Annotated in this window: 21 protein-coding genes; 15 read left to right on the top strand and 6 right to left on the bottom strand. The window is 63.7% G+C overall.

Going from position 1 to position 22,439, the window contains the following annotated elements; translation table 11 throughout:
- Nucleotide 1: 1 nt before the first annotated feature.
- From clpP to lon, 3 genes are all read left to right on the top strand, one after another.
- Nucleotides 2-655, top strand: a complete 654-nt coding sequence (clpP, locus tag N5C88_RS16900; protein WP_054456095.1) for an ATP-dependent Clp endopeptidase proteolytic subunit ClpP — start codon at nucleotides 2-4, stop codon at nucleotides 653-655.
- 100 nt (nucleotides 656-755) lie between these two features.
- The gene (clpX, locus tag N5C88_RS16905; RefSeq protein WP_054456097.1) at nucleotides 756-2,054 is read left to right on the top strand and encodes an ATP-dependent Clp protease ATP-binding subunit ClpX; all 1,299 of its coding nucleotides are present in this window, start codon (nucleotides 756-758) and stop codon (nucleotides 2,052-2,054) included.
- Nucleotides 2,055-2,312: 258 nt separating this feature from the next.
- Nucleotides 2,313-4,763 (top strand): endopeptidase La, encoded by a 2,451-nt coding sequence (gene lon / locus N5C88_RS16910; RefSeq protein WP_059373563.1) that lies wholly within the window; start codon nucleotides 2,313-2,315, stop codon nucleotides 4,761-4,763.
- Between the two features lie 124 nt (nucleotides 4,764-4,887).
- Here the strand turns inward: lon and lexA are convergent, their stop codons facing one another.
- From lexA to N5C88_RS16930, 4 genes are all read right to left on the bottom strand, one after another.
- Complete coding sequence (gene lexA, locus N5C88_RS16915) at nucleotides 4,888-5,538, bottom strand: transcriptional repressor LexA (protein WP_118932691.1); 651 nt, start codon at nucleotides 5,536-5,538, stop codon at nucleotides 4,888-4,890.
- Between the two features lie 225 nt (nucleotides 5,539-5,763).
- Nucleotides 5,764-6,729: a tripartite tricarboxylate transporter substrate binding protein gene (locus tag N5C88_RS16920; RefSeq protein ID WP_280015829.1), complete on the bottom strand. Its 966-nt coding sequence runs from the start codon at nucleotides 6,727-6,729 to the stop codon at nucleotides 5,764-5,766.
- The gene (locus N5C88_RS16925; RefSeq protein ID WP_280015830.1) at nucleotides 6,726-8,255 is read right to left on the bottom strand and encodes an AMP-binding protein; all 1,530 of its coding nucleotides are present in this window, start codon (nucleotides 8,253-8,255) and stop codon (nucleotides 6,726-6,728) included. Before N5C88_RS16925 ends, N5C88_RS16920 begins: the two co-directional genes overlap by 4 nt.
- 1 nt (nucleotide 8,256) lies before the next feature.
- Complete coding sequence (locus N5C88_RS16930; protein ID WP_347881401.1) at nucleotides 8,257-9,645, bottom strand: thiolase family protein; 1,389 nt, start codon at nucleotides 9,643-9,645, stop codon at nucleotides 8,257-8,259.
- On the opposite strand from N5C88_RS16930, the gene N5C88_RS16935 reads away from it, so the two are divergent.
- A complete protein-coding gene (locus N5C88_RS16935; protein ID WP_165867838.1) occupies nucleotides 9,644-10,390 on the top strand; it encodes an IclR family transcriptional regulator in 747 nt (248 codons plus the stop codon). The genes N5C88_RS16930 and N5C88_RS16935 overlap by 2 nt on opposite strands.
- Nucleotides 10,391-10,485: 95 nt before the next feature.
- Here the strand turns inward: N5C88_RS16935 and N5C88_RS16940 are convergent, their stop codons facing one another.
- Nucleotides 10,486-11,685, bottom strand: a complete 1,200-nt coding sequence (locus N5C88_RS16940) for an aspartate/tyrosine/aromatic aminotransferase (RefSeq protein WP_280015831.1) — start codon at nucleotides 11,683-11,685, stop codon at nucleotides 10,486-10,488.
- Nucleotides 11,686-11,760: 75 nt separating this feature from the next.
- On the opposite strand from N5C88_RS16940, the gene uvrB reads away from it, so the two are divergent.
- From uvrB to N5C88_RS16995, 11 genes are all read left to right on the top strand, one after another.
- A complete protein-coding gene (uvrB, locus tag N5C88_RS16945) occupies nucleotides 11,761-13,881 on the top strand; it encodes an excinuclease ABC subunit UvrB (protein WP_223283244.1) in 2,121 nt (706 codons plus the stop codon).
- A 250-nt stretch (nucleotides 13,882-14,131) separates the two neighbouring features.
- A complete protein-coding gene (locus tag N5C88_RS16950; RefSeq protein ID WP_006386176.1) occupies nucleotides 14,132-14,623 on the top strand; it encodes a low molecular weight protein-tyrosine-phosphatase in 492 nt (163 codons plus the stop codon).
- Nucleotides 14,624-14,817: 194 nt separating this feature from the next.
- Nucleotides 14,818-15,360 carry a Fe-S cluster assembly transcriptional regulator IscR gene (gene iscR, locus N5C88_RS16955; protein WP_054456107.1) on the top strand — a complete coding sequence of 181 codons (543 nt, stop codon included), beginning with the start codon at nucleotides 14,818-14,820 and terminating at the stop codon, nucleotides 15,358-15,360.
- A 21-nt stretch (nucleotides 15,361-15,381) separates the two neighbouring features.
- Nucleotides 15,382-16,593, top strand: coding sequence for an IscS subfamily cysteine desulfurase (locus N5C88_RS16960; RefSeq protein WP_054456109.1), 1,212 nt, complete (start codon nucleotides 15,382-15,384; stop codon nucleotides 16,591-16,593).
- 33 nt (nucleotides 16,594-16,626) lie between these two features.
- Nucleotides 16,627-17,034, top strand: a complete 408-nt coding sequence (gene iscU, locus N5C88_RS16965) for a Fe-S cluster assembly scaffold IscU (RefSeq protein WP_054456111.1) — start codon at nucleotides 16,627-16,629, stop codon at nucleotides 17,032-17,034.
- A gap of 2 nt (nucleotides 17,035-17,036) precedes the next feature.
- Nucleotides 17,037-17,360 carry an iron-sulfur cluster assembly protein IscA gene (iscA, locus tag N5C88_RS16970; RefSeq protein ID WP_013394595.1) on the top strand — a complete coding sequence of 108 codons (324 nt, stop codon included), beginning with the start codon at nucleotides 17,037-17,039 and terminating at the stop codon, nucleotides 17,358-17,360.
- A gap of 3 nt (nucleotides 17,361-17,363) precedes the next feature.
- Complete coding sequence (gene hscB, locus N5C88_RS16975; protein ID WP_059373542.1) at nucleotides 17,364-17,876, top strand: Fe-S protein assembly co-chaperone HscB; 513 nt, start codon at nucleotides 17,364-17,366, stop codon at nucleotides 17,874-17,876.
- 72 nt (nucleotides 17,877-17,948) lie between these two features.
- Nucleotides 17,949-19,811: a Fe-S protein assembly chaperone HscA gene (hscA, locus tag N5C88_RS16980; protein WP_280015833.1), complete on the top strand. Its 1,863-nt coding sequence runs from the start codon at nucleotides 17,949-17,951 to the stop codon at nucleotides 19,809-19,811.
- Nucleotides 19,812-19,820: 9 nt separating this feature from the next.
- Nucleotides 19,821-20,162 carry an ISC system 2Fe-2S type ferredoxin gene (gene fdx, locus N5C88_RS16985; RefSeq protein ID WP_006395860.1) on the top strand — a complete coding sequence of 114 codons (342 nt, stop codon included), beginning with the start codon at nucleotides 19,821-19,823 and terminating at the stop codon, nucleotides 20,160-20,162.
- A complete protein-coding gene (gene iscX, locus N5C88_RS16990) occupies nucleotides 20,162-20,356 on the top strand; it encodes a Fe-S cluster assembly protein IscX (RefSeq protein ID WP_251881602.1) in 195 nt (64 codons plus the stop codon). Before fdx ends, iscX begins: the two co-directional genes overlap by 1 nt.
- A gap of 139 nt (nucleotides 20,357-20,495) precedes the next feature.
- Nucleotides 20,496-21,380, top strand: coding sequence for a methylglyoxal synthase (locus N5C88_RS16995; protein WP_118932685.1), 885 nt, complete (start codon nucleotides 20,496-20,498; stop codon nucleotides 21,378-21,380).
- On the opposite strand, the gene N5C88_RS17000 is transcribed toward N5C88_RS16995, so the two are convergent.
- Entirely contained in the window at nucleotides 21,373-22,332 is a 960-nt protein-coding gene (locus tag N5C88_RS17000; RefSeq protein ID WP_280015834.1) for a LysR substrate-binding domain-containing protein, read from the bottom strand. The two genes, N5C88_RS16995 and N5C88_RS17000, sit on opposite strands and share 8 nt — an antisense overlap.
- Nucleotides 22,333-22,439: the final 107 nt, after the last annotated feature.

The following is a 22,439-nucleotide window of genomic DNA, read 5'->3' on the forward strand; positions in this document are numbered from 1 at the left end:
TATGCAGAGATTCACCGATTTCTATGCGGCAATGAATGGCGGGTCTTCGGTGACCCCCACCGGCCTGGGCTACATTCCCATGGTGATCGAGCAGTCGGGGCGCGGCGAACGCGCCTACGACATCTATTCGCGTCTGCTCCGCGAGCGGCTCATTTTCCTGGTGGGTCCGGTCAACGACGCAACGGCCAACCTGGTCGTGGCGCAGTTGCTGTTCCTGGAATCGGAGAATCCTGACAAGGACATTTCCCTGTACATCAACTCGCCCGGCGGGTCGGTGTATGCGGGAATGGCCATCTTTGACACCATGCAATTCGTCAAGCCGGACGTGTCCACCCTTTGCACCGGCCTGGCGGCCAGCATGGGCGCGTTCCTGCTGGCGGCAGGCAAGAAGGGCAAGCGCTTCACGCTGCCCAACTCGCGCATCATGATCCACCAGCCCTCGGGCGGCGCCCAGGGGCAGGCCTCGGACATCCAGATCCAGGCCCGCGAGATCCTGGACCTGCGTGAACGCCTGAACCGCATCCTGGCCGACAATACCGGCCAGACCATGGAACGCATCGGCATAGACACGGAGCGTGACAACTTCATGTCGGCCGAAGATGCGGTATCGTATGGACTGGTGGACAAGGTTATGACCTCCCGCTCGGAAGGCTGACTTCCCGGTTGACCCGAACCCGCTGCCACCACGTTTGAGTAAGCGCATGCGCTAGGCCTTTAGCCGGCCTGGCGCATCTTTACCTGAGATACGAACATATATGCCTGAAAAAAAGGGATCGGCAGACGCAAAAGTGCTGCATTGCTCGTTTTGCAATAAAAGCCAGCATGAAGTCCGCAAGCTGATCGCGGGTCCGTCGGTATTCATCTGCGATGAATGCATAGATCTGTGCAACGACATCATCCGCGAGGAGGCGCAAGCCACCGCGCGCGCGGCGATTCGTTCCGAACTGCCCACTCCGGCTGAAATCAAGACCTTCCTCGACCAGTACGTCATTGGGCAGAACTCGCCCAAGCGCATGCTGGCCGTGGCCGTCTACAACCATTACAAGCGCATCCGTCACGGCGAGATCAAGGGCGACGAGGTCGAGCTCTCCAAGAGCAACATCATGCTGATCGGCCCCACCGGGTCGGGCAAGACGCTGCTGGCCCAGACGCTGGCGCGCATGCTGAACGTGCCCTTCGTCATGGCCGACGCCACCACGCTGACCGAAGCCGGTTACGTGGGTGAAGACGTCGAGAACATCATTCAGAAGTTGCTGCAGAACTGCAACTACGAAGTAGAGAAGGCGCAGCGCGCCATCATCTACATCGACGAAATCGACAAGATCTCCCGCAAGTCCGACAACCCGTCCATCACCCGCGACGTGTCGGGCGAGGGCGTGCAGCAGGCCTTGCTGAAGCTGATCGAAGGCACTGTCGCCTCGGTGCCCCCGCAGGGCGGCCGCAAGCACCCGAATCAGGACTTCGTCCAGGTCGACACGACCAACATCCTGTTCATCGTGGGCGGCGCCTTCGACGGACTGGAAAAGGTCATCCGCGACCGCACCGAGAAATCGGGCATCGGCTTTTCGGCCTCGGTGCGCGCCAAGTCGGAACGCGGCGTGGGCGAGCTGTTCTCGGAAGTCGAACCCGAAGACCTGATCAAGTTCGGCCTGATCCCCGAGCTGGTCGGCCGTCTGCCGGTGGTCGCCACCCTGGATGAACTGGACGAAGCGGCCCTGGTGCAGATCCTTACCGAGCCCAAGAACGCCTTGCTCAAGCAGTTCCAGAAGCTGTTCGCCATGGAAGGCGCCGAGCTCGACGTGCGTCCCGCCGCCCTGAAGGCGATCGCCCGCAAGGCGCTGCGCCGCAAGACGGGCGCGCGCGGTCTACGCTCCATCATCGAGCAGGCCCTGCTGGATACCATGTATGACCTGCCCTCCCAGGGCAACGTCAAGCGCGTGGTGCTGGACGAGAACGCGATCGAAGGCGAGGGCAAGCCATTGCTCATCTACGCCGACGAGGACGCGGCTTCAGACAAGCCAGAGCGCGGAGAAGTCCGCGACGCCGCAGCCTGATATTTCAGAAAAGCCCGTTCCTGTAACGGGTTTTTTTGCCTAAGGCGCATTCCCGGGTGCAAACACGCTTTTCCTGCAGGCGCGACGCTTGCATACTGAGGGTGCCGCCCGCGGTTTTTTTAAGCCGTTGGGGGATCCAGGCGCCGAGATCTTGAATTTTCGGCTATTGTTCCCATAACAGACGTAACCGACGTGGATTGTCCGGGTATACCCAGGCCTCCCGTCCCCGATACGCCGAGTCATACCGAGGAACCTCCTATGTCTGCCAGCCAGACCCTGCCTTCCGACCCGATCGACCTGCCCCTGCTCCCACTGCGCGATGTCGTGGTGTTTCCGCACATGGTCATCCCGCTGTTCGTCGGCCGCCCGCGCTCTATCCGCGCGCTCGAGGTTGCGATGGAAGCGGGCAAGAGCATCATGCTGGTGGCCCAGAAATCCGCCGGCAAGGATGACCCCACCCCCGAAGACGTCTACGAGATCGGCTGCGTAGCCGGCATCCTGCAGATGCTCAAGCTGCCCGACGGCACCGTCAAGGTGCTGGTCGAGGGCACCCAGCGCGCCCGCATCAACAGCATCGAAGATGCCGATTCGCATTTCACCTGCCAGGTGTCACCGATCGAACCGGACGCCATGCAAGGCTCCGAAACCGAAGCCCTGCGCCGCGCCATCGTTGCGCAGTTCGAGCAGTACGTAAAACTGAACAAGAAGATCCCCCCGGAGATCCTGACCTCGCTGGCTGGCATCGATGATGCCGGACGCCTGGCCGACACGATCGCCGCGCATCTTCCCTTGAAGCTCGAGCAGAAGCAGAAGATGCTCGAGATCGTCGGCACCTCCGAGCGCCTCGAAGGCCTGCTCACGCAACTCGAAACCGAAATCGACATCCTCCAGGTCGAAAAGCGGATTCGCGGCCGCGTGAAGAAGCAGATGGAAAAGAGCCAGCGCGACTACTACCTGAATGAGCAGGTCAAGGCCATTCAGAAGGAGTTGGGCGAGGGCGAGGAAGGCGCGGACATCGAAGAGCTCGAAAAGAAGATCATCGCTGCCCACATGCCCAAAGAGGCGCGCAAGAAGGCCGATGCCGAGCTCAAGAAGCTCAAGCTCATGTCGCCCATGTCGGCAGAAGCCACCGTGGTGCGCAACTACATCGATACGCTCATCAACCTCCCCTGGAGGAAGAAGAGCAAGATCAACAATTCCATCAGCAACGCGGAAACGGTGCTGGACAACGACCACTACGGTCTGGAAAAGGTCAAGGAACGGATCCTGGAATACCTTGCCGTGCAACAGCGCGTGGACAAGGTGAAGGCGCCGATCCTGTGCCTGGTCGGCCCTCCGGGCGTCGGCAAGACCTCGCTCGGCCAATCCATCGCCAAGGCGACGAACCGCAAGTTCGTGCGCATGGCGCTGGGCGGCGTGCGCGACGAAGCCGAGATCCGCGGCCACCGCCGCACGTACATCGGCTCCATGCCTGGCAAGATCGTCCAGAACATGTCGAAGGTCGGCGTGCGCAATCCCTTGTTCCTGCTCGATGAAATCGACAAGCTGGGCATGGATTTCCGCGGCGACCCCTCGTCGGCGTTGCTCGAAGTGCTGGATCCGGAACAGAACCACACGTTCCAGGACCACTACATCGAAGTCGACTTCGACCTGTCCGACGTCATGTTCGTGGCCACCAGCAACACGCTGAATATTCCGCCGGCGCTGCTGGACCGCATGGAAGTGATCCGTCTGTCGGGTTACACCGAGGAAGAGAAGATCCACATCGCCCGCGACCATCTGCTGCCCAAGCTGATGAAGAACAACGGCGTGAAGGATAGCGAACTCACGGTCGACGACAGCGCGCTGCGCGACATCGTGCGCTACTACACCCGTGAAGCCGGTGTGCGTGCGCTCGAACGCGAAGTGGGCAAGATCTGCCGCAAGGTCATCAAGCAGTTGCTGACCCAGAGCGACCGCGCCAAGGCTGAAGGCAAGGCCGCCGAGGTCAAGCCGGTCAACGTCACGGGCGACAACCTGAGTGAATTCCTGGGCGTGCGCCGTTATGCCTTCGGCATGGCCGAAAAGGAAAACCAGATCGGCCAGGTGACGGGTCTGGCCTGGACGGAAGTCGGCGGCGACCTGCTGACGATCGAAGTCGCGGACATGCCCGGCAAGGGCGTCATCCAACGCACCGGCTCGCTGGGCGACGTGATGAAGGAGTCGGTCGAGGCGGCCCGCACGGTAGTGCGTTCCCGCGCCCGCCGCCTGGGCTTTGCCGACAGCGTGTTCGAGAAGCACGATATGCACGTGCACGTGCCGGAAGGCGCGACACCCAAGGACGGTCCGTCCGCGGGTATCGCGATCACCACGGCCATGGTGTCGGCCTTGTCGCGCATTCCGGTGCGCGCCGACGTTGCCATGACCGGCGAGATCACGCTGCGCGGCGAGGTCCTGCCCATCGGCGGCCTGAAGGAAAAGCTGCTGGCCGCTCACCGTGGCGGCATCAAGACGGTCTTGATTCCGGAAGAAAACGTCAAGGATTTGGCGGAGATCCCGGACAACGTCAAGAACCATCTCGAGATCGTGCCGGTGCGCTGGATCGACAAGGTGCTGGAACTGGCGCTGGAGCGCCTGCCGGAGCCCCTGGCCGAGGAAGAAGCGGTCAAGGAACCCCTGGTGGCCAAGCCTGCCGAACCGGGTTCGACCGACCCGGTGCTCAAGCACTGATGGAACCGGGAGCGACGCCGCCAGTAAGCGGCGCCCCTCCTGGATGCGGCTTCCAACAAAAAACCCCCGCCAAGAAATTGGCGGGGGTTTTTTTATGCTGCGCAGGCGCAGGAGCTGTTGGTTCCTAGTGCAGCGCGTGCGTGCGGATCAGGCCCACCGCGATGCCTTCCAGCGCGAAATCCTGGCCAGCTTCGACCACGATGGGTTCGAAATCGGGGTTTTCGGGCAGGAGTTCTATGTGGCCGTTCTGGCGTTGCAGGCGCTTGACGGTGACGTCGTCACCCAGACGGGCGACCACGATCTGACCATTGCGGGCTTCCGAGGCTTTCTTTACGGCGAGTAGGTCGCCTTCCAGGATGCCAGCGTCGCGCATGCTCATGCCGCGCACCTTGAGCAGGTAGTCGGGCGTCTGGGCGAACAGGTTGGGATCGACGCCGACTTCGCGTTCCACGTGTTCGGCGGCCAGGATGGGGCTGCCCGCAGCGACGCGGCCGACCAGCGGCAGCAGCAATTGGGCCAGGCCCGGCATGGGCAGCGAGCTTTGCGTGGGGGCAGGGGAGGCGTCCTTCAGGCGGATGCCGCGCGACGCGCCGGCGGTCAGCTCGATGGCGCCCTTGCGGGCAAGCGCCTTGAGGTGATCTTCCGCCGCGTTGGGGGATCGGAAACCCAGGGCCAGGGCAATTTCGGCGCGGGTCGGCGGGAAGCCCGTGCGCGTGACGGTCTGCCTGATGAGATCCAGGATTTGTTGTTGGCGATCAGTGAGTTTGCTGGCCATGGCGATGATCCGGTGCTAGCGGACTGTACATATATACAGCGCTATTCTGGGGGACGCAGCGCAAAAAAGCAAGCTCGGGGCGGACCGTCTCAAAGCCAACGTAATGGCAGGCCGCTCAGAATGTCCCGATTGGACGGGCCCGGCGGAACCGGCGGCGCCCGGACGCTGGAAAGCCATGTGCTTGCGGCTCCATGGCGCGGCCGGGCCTGGACGATGCGGCGTCTGTTACTCCGGCTTGATTCCCGCCGTCTCGATGACGCTGCGCCACTTTTGGGTCTCGGATTCGATGTAGCCCTGCAATTCGTCCGGGCGGGTGGCTTTGATCGTGACCGCCTTGTCTTCAAGCTTGCGGATGATGTCGGGTTTGGTCAACGTTTTCAGCAAGGCGGCGCTCAGCACCGACAGCCGATCGGCAGGAATGCCGGCCGGGCCCATGACGCTGACCCAGGCGTCCACGCTCATGTTCTTCACTCCCAGTTCCTCGGCGGTGGGCACGTCGGGCAGTTCCTTGATGCGCGTGCTGCTGGTGATGGCCAGCGCCCGCACTTTGCCCGACTGCACCAGGCTCAGGGCCGCAGGCAGATTGTCGAACCCGAGGTCGACGTGACCACCCATCAGCGCGGTTAACGCCGGCCCGCTGCCTGAGAAGGGAATGTGCTGCATCTTCGCGTCTGTCAGGATCTTGAAGTACTCGCCGGTCATGTGCGGCGATGTGCCAGCCCCGGGGCTGGAGTACGACAACTGCCGCTGCTTTGCGTCGGCGACCAGCGTGCGCAGGTTCTGGTATTTGGAATCGGCATTGACCAGCACCAGATTGGTGTAGAAGCCAACCTCGCCAATCATGGTGAAATCCTTGACAGGGTCGAAATTCAGCTCCTTGCGCAGCAGCGGGTTGATCACGTTGGTGGCTACGGTACCCAGGAAGATGGTGTAGCCGTCGGGTTTGGCGTGCGCGACCGACGAGGCGCCGATAGTGCCGCCAGCGCCGGCCTTGTTTTCGACCACCACGGCCTGTCCCAGTTCACGCGACAGGCCTTCAGCCAATACCCGCGCGACGATATCTGTCGACCCTCCCGGCGGAAACCCGACCACGAAGCGGATGGGCTGCTCCGGAAAGGCTGCGGCCGCGGGGCCGCCCAGCGTGACGGCGAATGCGCAGCTTGTGGCGGCAATCCAGGTCTTGAAATTCATGATCGATGTTCCTCCTGCCGGGTCGCGTTGCGCAAGTCGTCGATGATTCGCCGCTTGTCGATTTTGCCCAGCGTGTTTTTTGGAAAAGACTGCACGATGTGGATGATTTTGGGTGTCCGCACGGACCCCAACTGCTGCTTGCCGTAGTCGATCAGCGCCTGGACGCTGACCGAGCCCGGCCGAATCGGCACGACCGCCATTTCGACGCGTTCGCCCCAGTCGTCGTCGGCATTGCCGAACACCACGCATTCGGCGATGCCGGGGTGTTGCGCATAGGCGTTTTCGACGTCAGAGGGATACACATTGAAGCCGCCGCTGATGATGATGTCCTTGCTGCGGCCTTTGATGAACAGGAACCCGCGTTCATCGATGACACCGATGTCTCCGGTGTGGAACCAGCCATCTTTCAGGACGGCCGCGGTCTGTTCGGGCATGTTCAGGTAGCCCGACATCAGCAAGTCGCCGCTGGCGATAATTTCGCCCAGGGTGTTTGGGATTGTGGTCGGGTGGCCGTCGGCGCCAATGACCGCCACCCGCGTCAGGGGGCCGATGCGGCCTGCGCTGCCGAGGTTTTCTGGCAGGGAGCCGGTAGCGCCGTTCATGCCGGCGATGATGACCGGCGCTTCCGTCAGGCCGTAGGTGACGCCCAGCACGGGGCCAAACTCCGCAATCGCCTGCGATTGCAGCGGGGCTGGGCATGGCGCACCGCCATACAGCAGGTTGCGCAGCGCCGGCAGATGGCGCGCAGCGGCGCACTGTGCCTGCACCAGCCGTTGGAGCAGCGTGGGAGGCAGCCAGGTGGACGTCACTCCATGGGTTTCCATCAAGGCGTGCAATTGTTCGGCTGTGGCCTTGCCCGCGATCACCAGGCAGCCCCCGGCATGCAATACCGGCAGCACGAAAGTGCCTGCGCCATGCGTCATCGGTGGAGCCAGCAGGAAGCGTTCCTCGCTGTCGAAACCATATGTCATGGCCAGTGATGCCACCATGGTGTTGATGCAGCGTAGCGACTGCAATACGGCTTTGGGCGCGCCCGACGATCCGCCGGTGAACTTGATGGCGGTCGTTTCGCTCAGATCCGGGTTGGAGCGCGATGGTGACCCGCCCGCGTGTTCACGCACCAGCGTATCGACATGGAACTGACGGCCCGCGTCGTTGCAGATGCGCAGGCCGTGGTAGGAAGCCAGCAGCGCCTCGTATGCCGCGTCGTGCAATACGATGTCGGGCGCGGCCGTCGCCAACTGGCGGGCGATGTCCTGTTCGACCACGGTCGGCGTCAGCGGCACCAGCACGCCGGCGCAGGCGTAGGTGGCCAATATGCCCAGCAGCATCGCGTGCGAATTGCCGGCCAGCGTCGCGATCACTGGACGCGGTTTGCCCGACAGGCGTTGTAGCGCCGCAGCCAGCGCCAGCGTCTGGCCGCGCAGCGCTTCGTAGGTATGGGCGCGGCCGCTAGCCGCATCGATCGCTGCGATGCGATCCGGGTACCGCATGGCTGCATGCAGGAAGAAATCGACAGGCTGCATGCTAGAGCCTATTGCTGAGCACCGTGACTACGGCCGCGGCATCTTCGTAGTGCAAGAAGCCGCCGCCGTTTTCGGCCACTGCGGTACGGGCGCCCTGTACCTGGCGCGCGCCGGCCTCATGGCGCAGTTGCGTAACGAGTTCATGGATTTGCACCAATCCCGTCGCGGCGATCGGGTGTCCTTTGGACACCAGGCCGCCCGATACGTTGACGGGTGTGGGACCGCCCAGGCTGGTCGCTCCGCTTTCGGTGTATGGCCCGCCTTGGCCGCGGGCGCAAAGGCCCAGATTTTCGATCTGCAGCAGTTCCGCGAAGCTGGATGCGTCATGCACTTCAGCCAGGTCGATGTCCTGCGGCGTGATCCCGGCCATGGCATAGGCGCGCTTGGCAGCCAGGTGCACGCAATGCCTGTCCATATCGGCGATGTCGCGGATCACCGTGCTGGCCGCGCCGATGCCCGCGACTCTGACGGCCCGTTGCCTGCGCGCGTCTGACAGGGCGCGGCCGTTGGACAACACGATGGCGGCGGCACCGTCGGAAATGGGTGCGCACATGGCGCGCGTCAGTGGCCAGGCGATCTCGGGGGTCGCAAGCACTTCGTCGGTCGACATATCGTTCTGGTATTGGGCCAGCGGGTTCATGGTCGAGTGCGCGTGGTTCTTGGCTGCCGCACTGGCGATCTGCCGCTGCGTGGTGCCATACGTGCGCATATGTTGGCGCGCCATGGCCGCATAGATGTCCATGAAAAAGCTCTGCGTATTCCAGGCGCCGGGAGAGTTCAGCCGCTGGCGGATGCCGGGGTCGGTCTCCTGCTGGCAGAAGAAATCCCATGTCTGACGCAACAGATGTATGTCGGTGCCGCCGAAGAACGCGTTCATCATCTCGGCCTTCTTGTCCGGATAGAACATCTTTTCCGCGCCTACCACCAAGACCGTGTCGAACATGCCCGATTCGACCGCCATGCAGGCGTTGAACAAGCCGGAACTGCTGCTGGCGCAGGCATTTTCGATATTGAAGACGGGGATGCCGCTCACCCCCATCGCGTTCAGCGCGCATTGGCCACGGATCGAATTCTGCTTTTCCATTTGGCCTTGGCGCACGTTGGAAAACCACGCCGCCTGCATGTCTTCCAGTCCGTGGCCGCTGTCGGCCAGGGCAGTGTTGACGGCTTGTTCGGTTAATTGCTTGACCGAAAGATCCGGGTGGCGGCCAAGCGGAGTATGGGCGATGCCGGTGATATAGACGTTCATATTGGGCCTAGGCAGCTGATCGATGAGTGGCTCTATTCTGCGTGGCTGGCCGTTCCGCATTAACCCCTGCTTACCCGTTGAAAACAGGATAAAGTTCCGGCATGTGAAACTTTTTTTACCTGGTGTGGATCCGGATGACATGACGCAATCCTCCAGCATCCAGAAAGCGCTGCGAGTGCTGAAAACCGTTCAGCGCCATCACGAGGAAGGTCTGCGGCTCATCGACGTGTGTCGGGAGCAGGGCTTGGAAAAACCGACGGCGCTGCGCCTGTTGCGCGAACTGATGGCGCAGGGACTGGTGGCCCGTAACGCGCGCAGCAAGAAGTACTACCTTGGCGACTATTGCCGGAAACTCGGGGAGTCACTGGCTGCGCAATCGTCGCTGTCGGTACGCTATGGACCTTTGCTGCGACGTATTTCCGACCGCACCGAAGACGCCAGTTTCCTGGTGATCCTGCAAGACCTGGATACCCTGTGCATTGCTCGGGAAGTGGGTGCGTATCCCATCCAGGCCCTGGCCATCCCGGTCGGCAACCGGCAGCCCATCGGCGTGGGTGCGGGTGGGCTGGCCATGCTGGCGAGCTTCGACGAAGACCTTACGGAGCATTATCTCAACGTCAACAGGGCCCGCTTTCTCAAGTACAAGTCGCTTACGTTGGAGCAGTTGCGCATGCGCATTGCGCGCGCGCGCAAGCGCGGCTACGCCGTGATAGGCAGCCACGCGGTCAGCAAGGTCACTGGCGTGGGCGTAACGCTGATGAACAAGGAAGGCGATGTGCTGGGTGGCATCAGTGTCGCGGCACTGGACAATCGCATGACGCAAAAGCGCCAGGAGGCTGTTGCCCAGATGATCCGCGAAGAGATGAACCGGTTCCTGGACAAGTAAAGCTGCCGCGCGCAACGGGCAGCGCAAAAGAAAACGGGACCCGAAGGTCCCGTTCCTGGCGGCAGGCCGCATGGGCCTGTGCGCGGTAAACGGCTTTACAGCACGGCTGCGATGCCCTTGGCGACCTGGTCGATGTTGCCGCTGTTCAGCGCGGCGACGCAGATGCGGCCGCTGGACACGGCGTAGACGCCATGTTCTTCGCGCAGGCGGTCCACTTGCGCGGCGGTCAGGCCCGAATACGAGAACATGCCGCGCTGCTTCAGCACGAAGCTGAAGTCCTGCTTGCCGCCGTGTTCCTTGATCTTGTCGACCAGTTGCTTGCGCATCAGGCGGATGCGGTCGCGCATGCCGGCGAGTTCCTCTTCCCACATGGCAAAGAGTTCAGGCGTGTTCAGGACCGTCGACACCACCGTGCCGCCGTGGGTGGGCGGGTTGGAGTAGTTGGTGCGGATCACGCGCTTGAGCTGGCTCAGCACGCGGGTGGCTTCGTCCTTGCTGCCGGCGACGACCGTCAGCGCGCCGACTCGCTCGCCGTACAGCGAGAACGACTTCGAGAACGAGGAACTGATGAACATGGTCAGGTCCAGGTCGGCGAACATGCGCACGACCGAGGCGTCCTCGGTCAGGCCGTCGCCGAAGCCCTGGTAGGCGATGTCCAGGAACGGGACCAGATGGTTTTCCTTGACGACGGCGGCGATCTGCTTCCACTGGTCGGCGGTGGGGTCCACGCCGGTGGGGTTGTGGCAGCAGGCATGCAGCACGACGACGGTCTTGGCCGGCGCGGCCTTCAGGTCGGCCAGCATGGCGTCGAAGTTCAGGCCGCGGGTAGCGGCGTCGTAGTACGAATAGGTGCCGACTTCGAAACCGGCGCGCTCGAACAGGGCGCGGTGGTTTTCCCAGCTGGGATCGCTGATCAGGACCTTGGAGGTCGGCAGCAGTTGGCGCAGGAAGTCGGCGCCGATCTTCAGCGCGCCGGTGCCGCCCAGGGCTTGGGTGGTCAGCACGCGGCCGGCGGCGGCCAGTGCGGAATCCTTGCCCAGCAGCAGGGCTTGCGCGCCGTTGTTGTAACCGGCGATGCCTTCGATGGGCAGGTAGCCGCGGGCGGCGGCGGCTTCGATGCGGGCGGCTTCGGCCTTGCGAACCGCGCCCAGCAGGGGGATGCGACCCTGATCGTCGTAGTACACGCCCACGCCCAGATTGACTTTACCGGGACGCGTATCAGCGTTGAATTGTTCGTTCAGGCCAAGAATGGGGTCGCGCGGGGCGAGTTCGACGGAATCGAAAAGGGTGCTCATGGGAGTCTGATGAGGTGGGTGGACGCAGTACGGGCTGCTGTGGATAATGAGGGGTTTACCCTGGAAGAGTCTAGCATGCCTAAGAGCGCAATAGACCCGATTACGGCGGGGGCCGCAGCGAACCTGGCGGCTGATCCCGCGGCGGCATTGGCCGTGGCGGATCCGTCCGCGCCAGGCCCCGGATTCATCGATTTCCCGGGCAGCCCGTTTCACCTGTACCAACCCTATCCGCCGGCGGGCGATCAGCCCACCGCCATCGAGGGGTTGACCCAGGGGGTCGAAGACGGCCTGATGTTTCAGACGCTATTGGGCGTGACGGGCTCCGGCAAGACCTACACCATGGCCAACGTCATCGCCCGCATGGGGCGCCCGGCGCTGGTTCTGGCCCCCAATAAGACGCTGGCCGCCCAGCTGTACGCCGAAATGCGGGAGTTCTTCCCGAAGAACGCCGTCGAGTACTTCGTTTCGTACTACGACTACTACCAGCCCGAGGCGTACGTGCCGACGCGCGACCTGTTCATTGAAAAGGATTCGTCCATCAATGAGCACATCGAACAGATGCGGCTGTCGGCGACCAAGAGCCTGCTGGAGCGCCGCGACACCATCATCGTGGGCACCGTGTCGTGCATCTACGGTATCGGCAACCCGGGCGACTACCACGCCATGGTGCTGATCCTGCGCGCCGGCGACCAGATCTCGCGCCGCGAGATCCTGGCCCGCCTGGTCGCCATGCAGTACACCCGCAACGACGCCGAGTTCACCCGCGGCGTCTTCCGGGTGCGTGGCGAGACCATCGACATCTTCCCGGCGGAAAGCCCGGAACTGGCGCTGCGCCTGACGCTGTTCGACGACGAGATCGAAAGCCTGGAGCTGTTCGATCCGCTGACCGGCCGCATCCGCCAGAAGCTGCCGCGCTTTACCGTCTATCCCGGTTCGCACTACGTCACGCCGCGCGACACCGTGCTGCGCGCCATTGAAACCATCAAGGAAGAGCTGCGCGAACGGGTCAAGCGCTTCGTCGACGACGGCCATCTGGTCGAGGCGCAGCGGCTGGAGCAGCGCACCCGTTTCGACCTGGAAATGCTGCAGGAGCTGGGCTTCTGCAAAGGCATCGAAAACTATTCCCGCCACCTGTCGGGCGCGGCGCCGGGCGAACCGCCGCCCACCCTCATCGACTACCTGCCGTCCGATGCGCTCATGTTCATTGACGAAAGCCACGTCACCATCGGCCAGTTGGGCGGCATGTACCGGGGCGACCGCGCGCGCAAGGAAACGCTGGTGCAGTACGGCTTTCGCCTGCCGTCGGCGCTGGACAACCGGCCGCTGAAACTCGAGGAATTCGAGGCTCGGATGCGCCAGTGCGTGTTCGTGTCGGCCACGCCGGCCGCCTACGAGAAAGAGCACACCGACAACGTCGTGGAACAAGTGGTGCGGCCTACCGGGCTGGTCGATCCGCTGGTCGAGGTCCTGCCGGCCCGGACCCAGGTCGATGACCTCCTCGGGCAGATCAAGGCGCGCGTGGCGCAAGCGGAGCGCGTACTGGTCACCACGCTGACCAAGCGCATGGCGGAGGACTTGACGGACTTCCTGAGCGAGCACGGCGTCCGAGTGCGCTATCTGCATTCGGATATCGACACCGTCGAGCGCGTGGAAATCATCCGCGACCTGCGCCTGGGTACTTTCGACGTGCTGGTGGGGATCAACCTGCTGCGCGAGGGCCTGGATATCCCTGAAGTGTCACTGGTTGCGATCCTGGATGCCGACAAGGAAGGCTTCCTGCGTTCGGAACGCAGCCTGATCCAGACCATCGGGCGTGCGGCGCGCAACCTCAACGGCCACGCCATCCTTTATGCGGACCGCATCACCGATTCGATGCAGCGCGCCATGGAGGAAACCGAAAGGCGGCGCGCCAAGCAGCTGAAGTTCAACGCCGACCACGGCATTACCGCCCGGGGCGTGCAGAAGGCCGTGCGCGAACTGATTGATGGCGTGGTCGCGCCGACGCAGCACGACGCGCTCGAGGCCGCAGTTCCGGCCGAGTTCCTGAAGGACGAAAAGGCCCTGGCCCGCGAGATCAAGCGCCTCGAAAAGCTGATGATGGATCATGCCCGGAACCTCGAGTTCGAACAGGCGGCTGCGGCGCGCGACGCGCTGACCGCGCTGAAGCAGCGCGTGCTGCTGGACGGGGCGGTGTAGCAGCGGATCACGTGTCTAAATGTTTCTTTTCGCTGACTGGCGGCTGAATATTGCCAAAACCTGTTGCGTTGCAATCAGGCTGCCACGATTCGCCCGGATATCTGCATTCAGTGTTCATGAGAGGGATCAGAATTTCTTCATAAATTATTGATTTTATTGAAAAAATATTGATACTGTATTTGCCGAGCCAGAATCCCGCAGACGCAAAAAAAGCTTGCCTTATCTCGGGTTTTCCCGCACACTTACTCCCATGATGACCAAGGTACTTTTCGTTTGCATGGGCAATATCTGTCGCTCGCCGAGCGCAGAGGGCGTGTTTCGCCATTTGGTGAACGACGCGGGTTTGGGCGATGTAGTTCGCATCGACTCCGCGGGCACGCACGCGTTTCACATCGGCGAGGCGCCTGATGCCCGGGCGCAGGCCGCAGCGCGCAAGCGCGGCTACGAGATCACGCACTGTGAAGCGCGTCAGGTCACCGCGGAAGATTTCCGCGATTTCGACTTGATCCTCGCCATGGATTGGGACAATCTGTCCGCCATGCAGCAGCAGTGCCCCAAGGCCTACCAGCACAAGCTGATGCTGCTGATGCGCTTTGCCAATGAGTTCGAAGAGGCCACCGTGCCCGATCCGTACTATGGCGGCGCCGATGGTTTCGGCAAGGTCCTGGACTACCTGGAAGACGCCTGTCAGGGTGTGCTTGAGCTGGTGCGCAAGCGCGCGACCCAGTACCAGGCGGCGTGATCCGCTTGTTCCGCAGGGCTGCCCGTCGGGCGGTTCTCGGAGGTGCTTGGCAGTGAAAAACCGCGCGAATGCGCGGTTTTTTCTAGCCGGGAGCCATACCAAATTAGTCGGGAATAGGCTATACTTGAGGCAATTACTCGGGTATTGACCGCTGGATTCGCCTGCGGCCATTGCCGAATCACTGGGAACCTACCATGCGGCTAACTACCAAGGGGCGTTTCGCCGTGACTGCCATGATCGATCTGGCTATGCGGCAGCATAGCGGTCCGGTCACTCTTGCGGCCATCAGCCAGCGTCAGAACATCTCGCTGTCCTACCTGGAACAGCTGTTCGGGAAACTGCGTCGCCACGAACTCGTGGACAGCGTGCGCGGCCCTGGGGGCGGCTACTCGCTCGCGCGCCTCGCCCGCAACGTTACCGTTGCCGACATCATTTTCGCCGTCGATGAACCCCTGGACGCCACCAGCTGCGGCGGCAAGCGGGACTGTACGAGCGGCAACGACGGCAAGCCGGGCAAGTGCATGACGCACGAACTCTGGGCTACGTTGAATCGCAAGATGGTGGATTACCTGGATTCGGTGTCCCTGCAGGATCTCGTCGATCAGCAGCGCGTGCGCCAACTGCAGGAAGCCAACAATCAAGCGCAGGCTTGCGCGGTGCGCGTGAACCGGGTGGGGGGCGCCAACAACGCCGCCAACGCCCCGGCCGCGACCGTCGCCGCCAATGCCACCGTATAAGCAGTATCAGGAGTTGTAGAAATGACCACCCGCCCGATCTATCTGGATTATTCCGCCACGACGCCCGTCGACCCCCGCGTCGTGGACAAGATGGTGCCCTGGCTGTACGACAACTTCGGCAACCCGGCATCCCGCAGCCACGCGTTTGGCTGGGAATCCGAAGAAGCCGTCGAGCGCGCCCGTGAAGAAGTCGCCAAGCTGGTGAACGCCGATCCGCGCGAAATCGTCTGGACCTCCGGCGCCACCGAATCCAACAACCTGGCGATCAAAGGCGCCGCCAACTTCTACCAGGAACGCGGCAAGCACATCGTCACCGTCAAGACCGAGCACAAGGCCGTGCTGGACACCTGTCGCGAACTCGAGCGCCAGGGCTTCGAAGTGACCTATCTGGACGTCAAGGACAACGGCCTGATCGATCTGGACACCTTCAAGGCCGCGCTGCGCCCCGATACCGTGCTGGTATCCGTGATGATGGTGAACAACGAAATCGGCGTGATCCAGGACGTCGCCACGCTGGGCGAGATCTGCCGCGAAAAGGGCATCATTTTCCACGTGGACGCCGCCCAGGCGACCGGCAAGGTGGAAATCGACCTGCAAAAGCTCAAGGTCGACCTGATGTCGTTCTCGGCTCACAAGACCTACGGCCCCAAGGGCATCGGCGCCCTGTACGTGCGCCGCAAGCCGCGTATCCGCATCGAAGCGCAGATGCACGGCGGCGGCCACGAGCGCGGTTTCCGCTCGGGCACGCTGGCCACGCACCAGATCGTCGGCATGGGCGAAGCTTTCCGCCTGGCCCGCGAAGAAATGGGCACCGAGAACGAGCGCATCCGCATGCTGCGCGACCGCCTGTGGGCTGGCCTGTCGCAGATCGAAGAGGTCTACCTCAACGGCGACATGGACCAACGCGTCCCGCACAACCTGAATGTCAGCTTCAACTACGTCGAAGGCGAGTCCCTGATCATGGCGATCAAGGAACTGGCCGTCTCCAGCGGCTCGGCCTGCACCTCGGCCAGCCTGGAACCGTCCTACGTGTTGCGCGCCCTGGGCCGCAACGACGAACTGGCGCACAGCTCGATCCGCTTCACGCTGGGCCGTTTCACGACCGAAAAGGAAGTGGACTACGCCATCGAGTTGCTCAAGAGCCGCGTCGGCAAGCTGCGCGACATGTCGCCGCTGTGGGAAATGGCCAAGGAAGGCATCGACTTGAACACCGTGCAGTGGGCTGCGCACTAAGCGCCCGCGCCTAGAAATTCGTGGAGAATTAACATGTCTTACAGCACCAAAGTCCTGGATCACTACGAAAACCCGCGCAACGTCGGTTCGTTCGACAAGTCGGACGAGTCGGTCGGCACCGGCATGGTCGGCGCGCCCGCCTGTGGCGACGTGATGAAGCTGCAGATCAAGGTGAACGAAGCCGGCGTGATCGAAGACGCGCGCTTCAAGACCTACGGTTGCGGTTCGGCCATCGCTTCCAGCTCGCTCGTGACCGAATGGGTCAAGGGCAAGACGCTCGACGAAGCCATGAACATCCGCAACACGCAGATCGCCGAAGAACTGGCCCTGCCGCCCGTGAAGGTGCACTGTTCCATCCTGGCCGAAGACGCGATCAAGGCCGCGGTGCAGAACTACAAAGAAAAGCATTCGGCCCCGGCTGAAGCTGCTGTGGCGGGCTGAACATGTCCGTTACCCTGACCCAACAGGCTGCCACCCATATCGGCCGCTACTTGCAGAAGCGCGGAAAGGGTATCGGCTTGCGGCTCGGCGTTAGGACCACGGGCTGCTCCGGCATGGCCTACAAGCTCGAGTACGTGGACGACGTGGCGCCGGAAGACGTGGTGTTCGAAAGCTTCGGCGTGAAGGTCTTCATCGACCCGAAAAGCCTGTCCTACCTGGACGGCACCGAACTCGATTACGCCCGTGAAGGCCTGAACGAGGGCTTCAAGTTCCGCAACCCCAACGAAAAGGCGACCTGCGGCTGCGGCGAGTCGTTCACGGTGTAAGTCTTGGCTGGTGACGATCACTTCGGCCTGTTCGGCTTGCCGGCGCGTTTCGATCTGGACGCCCAGGCGCTTGAGACTGCGTGGCGTACCGTCGCGGCGCAGGTGCATCCCGACCGCTACGCCACTGCCAGCCCCGCGGAACGCCGCGTGGCCATGCAGTGGGCGGCTCGCGCCAACGAGGCTTACCGCCTGTTGCGCGATCCCTTGCTGCGGGCGCGCTACCTGTGCGAGCAGGCCGGCGTGGACCTGCAGACCGAGAGCAACACGGCCATGGACCCCGAGTTCCTGATGCAGCAGATGACCTGGCGCGAGATGCTGGACGACGCGCGCGACGACGCCGACGCCCTGGCGGCCTTGCAGGCGGAATTGCAGCAGGCGCGCGCCGCCATGCGCGCCACGCTGGCCCGTCTGATCGACCAGGACCGCGACTACGCGGCGGCGGGGCTCAAGGTGCGGGAGTGGATGTTCGTGGAGAAGTTGGCGGAAGAACTGGCGCACGCCCAGCCCGCCGCATAGCCCAGGCCGCGCCGGGGCGTCCGCGACACGGGCGCCGGCACAGCGCCGCCTACTGACCATAAAAACAGAATCATGGCCTTATTGCAGATATCAGAGCCTGGCGAATCGCCCGCGCCTCACCAGCGCAAGCTGGCGGTCGGGATCGACCTGGGCACCACCAATTCCCTGGTCGCGGCCGTGCGCAGCAGCGTCGCCGAAGTGCTGAGGGACGAGCAAGGCCACGCCTTGCTGCCTTCCGCCGTGCGCTATTTCGCCGGCGGCAAGGTCACCACGGGGCGCGAACCGCTCGCGCAGCAGGCCGAGGATCCGCTGAATACCGTTGTGTCGGTCAAGCGTTTCATGGGCCGTTCGCTGGAAGAGGCGCGCGCCAGCCGTGCGCCGTACGAATTCGTGGACGCGCCCGGCATGGTGCGCATCCGCACCGTCCAGGGCGACCTGAGCCCGGTCGAAGTGTCGGCGCAGATCCTGGCCGTTCTGCGCCAACGCGCCGAAGACGTGCTGGGCGATGACCTGGTCGGCGCGGTCATCACGGTGCCCGCCTATTTCGATGATGCCCAGCGCCAGGCGACGCGCGACGCCGCCCGTCTGGCCGGCCTGAACGTGCTGCGCCTGCTGAATGAACCGACCGCAGCGGCCATTGCCTACGGCCTGGATAACGCGGCTGAAGGCGTGTACGCCGTGTACGACCTGGGCGGCGGCACGTTCGATATTTCCATCCTGCGCCTGACCCAGGGCGTGTTCGAGGTCATTGCCACCGGCGGCGATACCGCGCTGGGCGGTGACGACTTCGATGCCTTGATCGTCGATCATGTGGTGGCCGCGCTTGCCGCGGGCGAGTTTTCGCCGGCGGACCGCCGCCGCTTGCTGATGGCGGCGCGCGCCGCGCGCGAGGCCTTGTCGGACGCCGATGCGGCCGGCCTGAAGCTGGAATTGTCCGACGGCAGATCCGTGGACACGAGCCTGACGCGGGCCGCCTTCGAAGAACTGGCTCAGCCCCTGATCGTGCGCACGCTGGACTGCGCGCGCCGCGCCTTGCGCGACGCATCGCTGACGCCGGCCGACGTGCGCGGCGTGGTGATGGTCGGCGGCGCCACGCGCATGCCGGTCGTGCGCGCTGCCGTGGGCAAGCTGTTCGGCACGCAACCGCTGACGGACCTGGATCCCGATCAAGTGGTGGCGCTGGGCGCCGCCTTGCAGGCCAATCTGCTGGCGGGCAACCGCGCTCCCGGCGAAGACTGGCTGCTGCTGGACGTGATCCCGCTGTCCTTGGGGCTGGAAACCATGGGCGGCCTGGTGGAGCGCATCATCCCGCGCAACAGCACGATTCCGGTGGCGCGCGCCCAGGAATTCACGACCTTCAAGGATGGCCAGACGGCCATGAGCATCCATGTGGTGCAGGGCGAACGCGACCTGGTCTCCGATTCGCGCTCGCTGGCCCGCTTCGAGCTGCGCGGCATTCCGCCCATGGTGGCGGGCGCAGCCCGCATCCGCGTGACCTTCCAGGTGGACGCCGACGGCCTGCTGAGCGTGACCGCGCGCGAGCAGAGCAAGGGCGTCGAGGCCATGGTGTCGGTCAAGCCGTCCTATGGCCTGACCGACGACGAAATCGCGCAGATGTTGGCCGACAGCGTGGCGCAAGCCGACACCGACGCTCGCGCCCGCATGCTGCGCGAGCAACAGGTGGACGCGCGCCAACTGGTCGAGTCGGTGCAGGCCGCGCTGGCCGTCGATGGCGACCTGCTGGATGCCGAAGAACGCAAGCGTGTGGACGCATGCCTGCAGGCTGCCATCGCCGCTCAGGACGCGCAGGACGTGGACACGGTGAAGGACGCGGTCCAGGCCCTGTCGGCCGCGACCGACGATTTCGCTGCGCGCCGGATGGACCGCAGCATCCGCGCCGCGCTGGCGGGCCGCAAACTTGATGAGATTGCCTGATAACACGCTATGCCGAAACTGACCGTATTGCCTCATCCCGACTACTGCCCGGAAGGCGCCGTGATCGAAGACGCGCCCAAGGGCGTGTCGATCTGCCGCGTGCTGCTGGACAACCATATCGACATCGAACACGCGTGTGAACTGTCGTGCGCCTGCACGACCTGTCACGTGGTGGTCAAGCAGGGCTATGCTTCGCTGGAAGACGCCACCGATGACGAAGAGGATCTGCTGGACAAGGCCTGGGGCCTGACCCCGACCTCGCGCCTGTCCTGCCAGGCGCTGGTGACGGACGCCGACCTGACGGTCGAGATCCCCAAGTACACCATCAACCACGCCAAAGAGGGCCATTGATGAAGTGGACCGATACCTACCAGATCGCCGAGGCGCTGCTCGACGCGCATCCCGACGTGGATCCCAAGACGCTGCGCTTCGTGCAGCTGCGCGAGTGGGTCCTGGCCTTGCCGGATTTCAACGACGACCCCGCACATAGCGGCGAGAAGATCCTGGAGGCCATCCAGATGGCCTGGATCGACGAGGCGGACTGATCGCCAAACCAGAAGCGCTCCCTGCGGGGAGCGTTTTTGTTTTTGAGCGCTGGCGGATCCGGACCGATCCCGCCGCGGGCATGCCCGCCACGGTATCATCAAGGGTCTTCCCGTTGTCCTTACCTGCCTGAGTCTACCGATGCCCGCTGCCCAATTGCGCTTTGGCCTGGCCGCCAACCGGCTGCACCACGAAACTCCCGATGCCGCGCTGTTTACCTGGCTGCGCGCGTGTTCCGGCACGATACGCGAGCTGGGCGTGCAGTTGCACACCGTCGGCCGCACCCATGACGCGATCGTGCGCGAGGGTATGCTGCAGGGCTACGGCGGGCTGATCCGCTATCCCTATGGCCGCGAAGGCGGCCTGATGAAGCTGGTGGCCCGGGTGACGGAAGGGCGTGACGGGCAGGCGCCGTTCGACGGCGCGATCTACCTGATCGATCCCGTCGACCCGTCATCGATTTTTCCGGAAGCGCTGGCGCTCAAGCGCCAATGCATCACGCACGGCCGTCCGTTCATCTCGACGCTTGCGGGCGCCATAGAATGGATGGAAGTCGAACGCGTCCATGCCGGCTTGCCGCCGGACGTCTCGGCTTCGCGCCATTTCAACTTCACCGGCCAGACGGTGGCGCTGATCGCCCACGATGCGCTCAAGGACGAAATGGTCGCGTTCGCCAGCGAGCATTTCGACGTGCTGTCGCGATTTGCGCGGCGCGTGGCCACGGGTACCACCGGCGGCCGCTTGAACGAGCTGGCCTGGTCGCGCGGCTGGCCCAAGGATACGCCCTGGGTGCACCGTTATCTCAGCGGGCCGCTGGGCGGCGATGCCCAGATTGCGGAGCTGGTGCTGGAACACCAATGCCAGCGCGTGATCTTTTTCGAGGATCCGCATGTGGCGCGCCAGCACGAGGCCGACATCCAGCTACTGGAACGCGCGGTGCGCGTAGTGACCGAGTCCGCCACCTGCGCCACCTCGCCGACGGTGGCGCGGCGCTGGGCGCAGGCGGTGGAAAAGCGCGTTATCTGAGCTTTGCCCGGGTGGGCGCGGCGCCGGGCCGGGAGTCCGTGATGATGCGGCCGACCCGGTCGGCCACGGCCGACGCGGCCATGGACAAGGGCAGGACGTCCGACCGACACAGGAACACCGGCCGCGTCAGGCGCGGCTTGACGATGCGGTGCAGGATGACCTCGCCGCGCGCGGCTTCCTGGTGCACCGCCGCGTAGGACAGGATGGTGTGCGCGATGCCCGCCTGCGCCAGTTCGATCAGCTGCGGGATGGCGTTGGCCTCGGCAATGACGCGGAACTCGGCGCGTTCCTGCTGCTGATACTGGTCCAGCAACCGGCGCAGGCTGTGTTGACTGCCGGGCAATACCAGCGGCAGTTCGGCGAGCGCGTGCAGATCCATGACCGGCAGCGCATGCAGCGCGGCTGGGGACGGCTTTTTTCGCGGCTTGGCCGAGGGCGGCGAAACCACGACCAGCTCTTCGTCCATCAGGCGCTGGAAGCGCAGATCGACCGAGGCGTCGTCGCTGAAAGTCAGTCCCAGGTCGGCATGGCCGGAACTGACGAAGCCCGGGATGTATCCCGTACTGGATTCGATGATCTTCAGGTAGACGCCGGGCCAGTGCTCCAACGAGAACCGCAGCAACGGCACGGTCACCAGTTTGGCCATGGACATGGACATGGCCAGCGATACCGTGCCCCGGGGAGCGTTCAGGTCTTCGCGCACGTCGGCACGCGCCGTGTCGATGCGCCCCAGGATCTCGCGCGCGTGCGCCAGCATGCGTGATCCCGCCGCTGTCGGCGTGACGCCGCGTGCGCTGCGATGCAACAGCACCACGCCCAGATCTTCTTCCAGATTGCGTATCAGCAGGCTCAACGCGGGTTGCGCCACATGCAGCGCGGCCGCGGCGCGGCTGATCGACCCGGTGGAAACCACGGCGACAAAGCATTGCATCGCGCGGATGGACATGGACATGCGCAGACCTCAGGCGGGCAGGGGCATAATAAGTTTATTATGGCCTGCATATTTAAACGGTATTTCTAATATATCAAGACGCTTCGCATAATGGGCGCCATCCCACC

This window comes from Achromobacter sp. GD03932 (assembly GCF_029839485.1).
Lineage (GTDB): Bacteria > Pseudomonadota > Gammaproteobacteria > Burkholderiales > Burkholderiaceae_B > Achromobacter > Achromobacter bronchisepticus_A.

Coding starts and splice junctions, on each gene's coding strand:
- N5C88_RS16920 (WP_280015829.1), bottom strand. CDS start 6,729: ATGAATTTCAAGACCTGGATTGCCGCCACAAGCTGCGCATTCGCCGTC.
- N5C88_RS16950 (WP_006386176.1), top strand. CDS start 14,132: ATGATGACCAAGGTACTTTTCGTTTGCATGGGCAATATCTGTCGCTCG.
- uvrB (WP_223283244.1), top strand. CDS start 11,761: ATGCCTAAGAGCGCAATAGACCCGATTACGGCGGGGGCCGCAGCGAAC.
- lon (WP_059373563.1), top strand. CDS start 2,313: ATGTCTGCCAGCCAGACCCTGCCTTCCGACCCGATCGACCTGCCCCTG.
- iscU (WP_054456111.1), top strand. CDS start 16,627: ATGTCTTACAGCACCAAAGTCCTGGATCACTACGAAAACCCGCGCAAC.
- N5C88_RS16925 (WP_280015830.1), bottom strand. CDS start 8,255: ATGCAGCCTGTCGATTTCTTCCTGCATGCAGCCATGCGGTACCCGGAT.
- iscX (WP_251881602.1), top strand. CDS start 20,162: ATGAAGTGGACCGATACCTACCAGATCGCCGAGGCGCTGCTCGACGCG.
- hscA (WP_280015833.1), top strand. CDS start 17,949: ATGGCCTTATTGCAGATATCAGAGCCTGGCGAATCGCCCGCGCCTCAC.
- lexA (WP_118932691.1), bottom strand. CDS start 5,538: ATGGCCAGCAAACTCACTGATCGCCAACAACAAATCCTGGATCTCATC.
- fdx (WP_006395860.1), top strand. CDS start 19,821: ATGCCGAAACTGACCGTATTGCCTCATCCCGACTACTGCCCGGAAGGC.
- iscR (WP_054456107.1), top strand. CDS start 14,818: ATGCGGCTAACTACCAAGGGGCGTTTCGCCGTGACTGCCATGATCGAT.
- N5C88_RS16935 (WP_165867838.1), top strand. CDS start 9,644: ATGACGCAATCCTCCAGCATCCAGAAAGCGCTGCGAGTGCTGAAAACC.
- clpP (WP_054456095.1), top strand. CDS start 2: ATGCAGAGATTCACCGATTTCTATGCGGCAATGAATGGCGGGTCTTCG.
- N5C88_RS16960 (WP_054456109.1), top strand. CDS start 15,382: ATGACCACCCGCCCGATCTATCTGGATTATTCCGCCACGACGCCCGTC.
- N5C88_RS17000 (WP_280015834.1), bottom strand. CDS start 22,332: ATGTCCATGTCCATCCGCGCGATGCAATGCTTTGTCGCCGTGGTTTCC.
- N5C88_RS16995 (WP_118932685.1), top strand. CDS start 20,496: ATGCCCGCTGCCCAATTGCGCTTTGGCCTGGCCGCCAACCGGCTGCAC.
- clpX (WP_054456097.1), top strand. CDS start 756: ATGCCTGAAAAAAAGGGATCGGCAGACGCAAAAGTGCTGCATTGCTCG.
- iscA (WP_013394595.1), top strand. CDS start 17,037: ATGTCCGTTACCCTGACCCAACAGGCTGCCACCCATATCGGCCGCTAC.
- N5C88_RS16940 (WP_280015831.1), bottom strand. CDS start 11,685: ATGAGCACCCTTTTCGATTCCGTCGAACTCGCCCCGCGCGACCCCATT.
- N5C88_RS16930 (WP_347881401.1), bottom strand. CDS start 9,645: ATGTCATCCGGATCCACACCAGGTAAAAAAAGTTTCACATGCCGGAAC.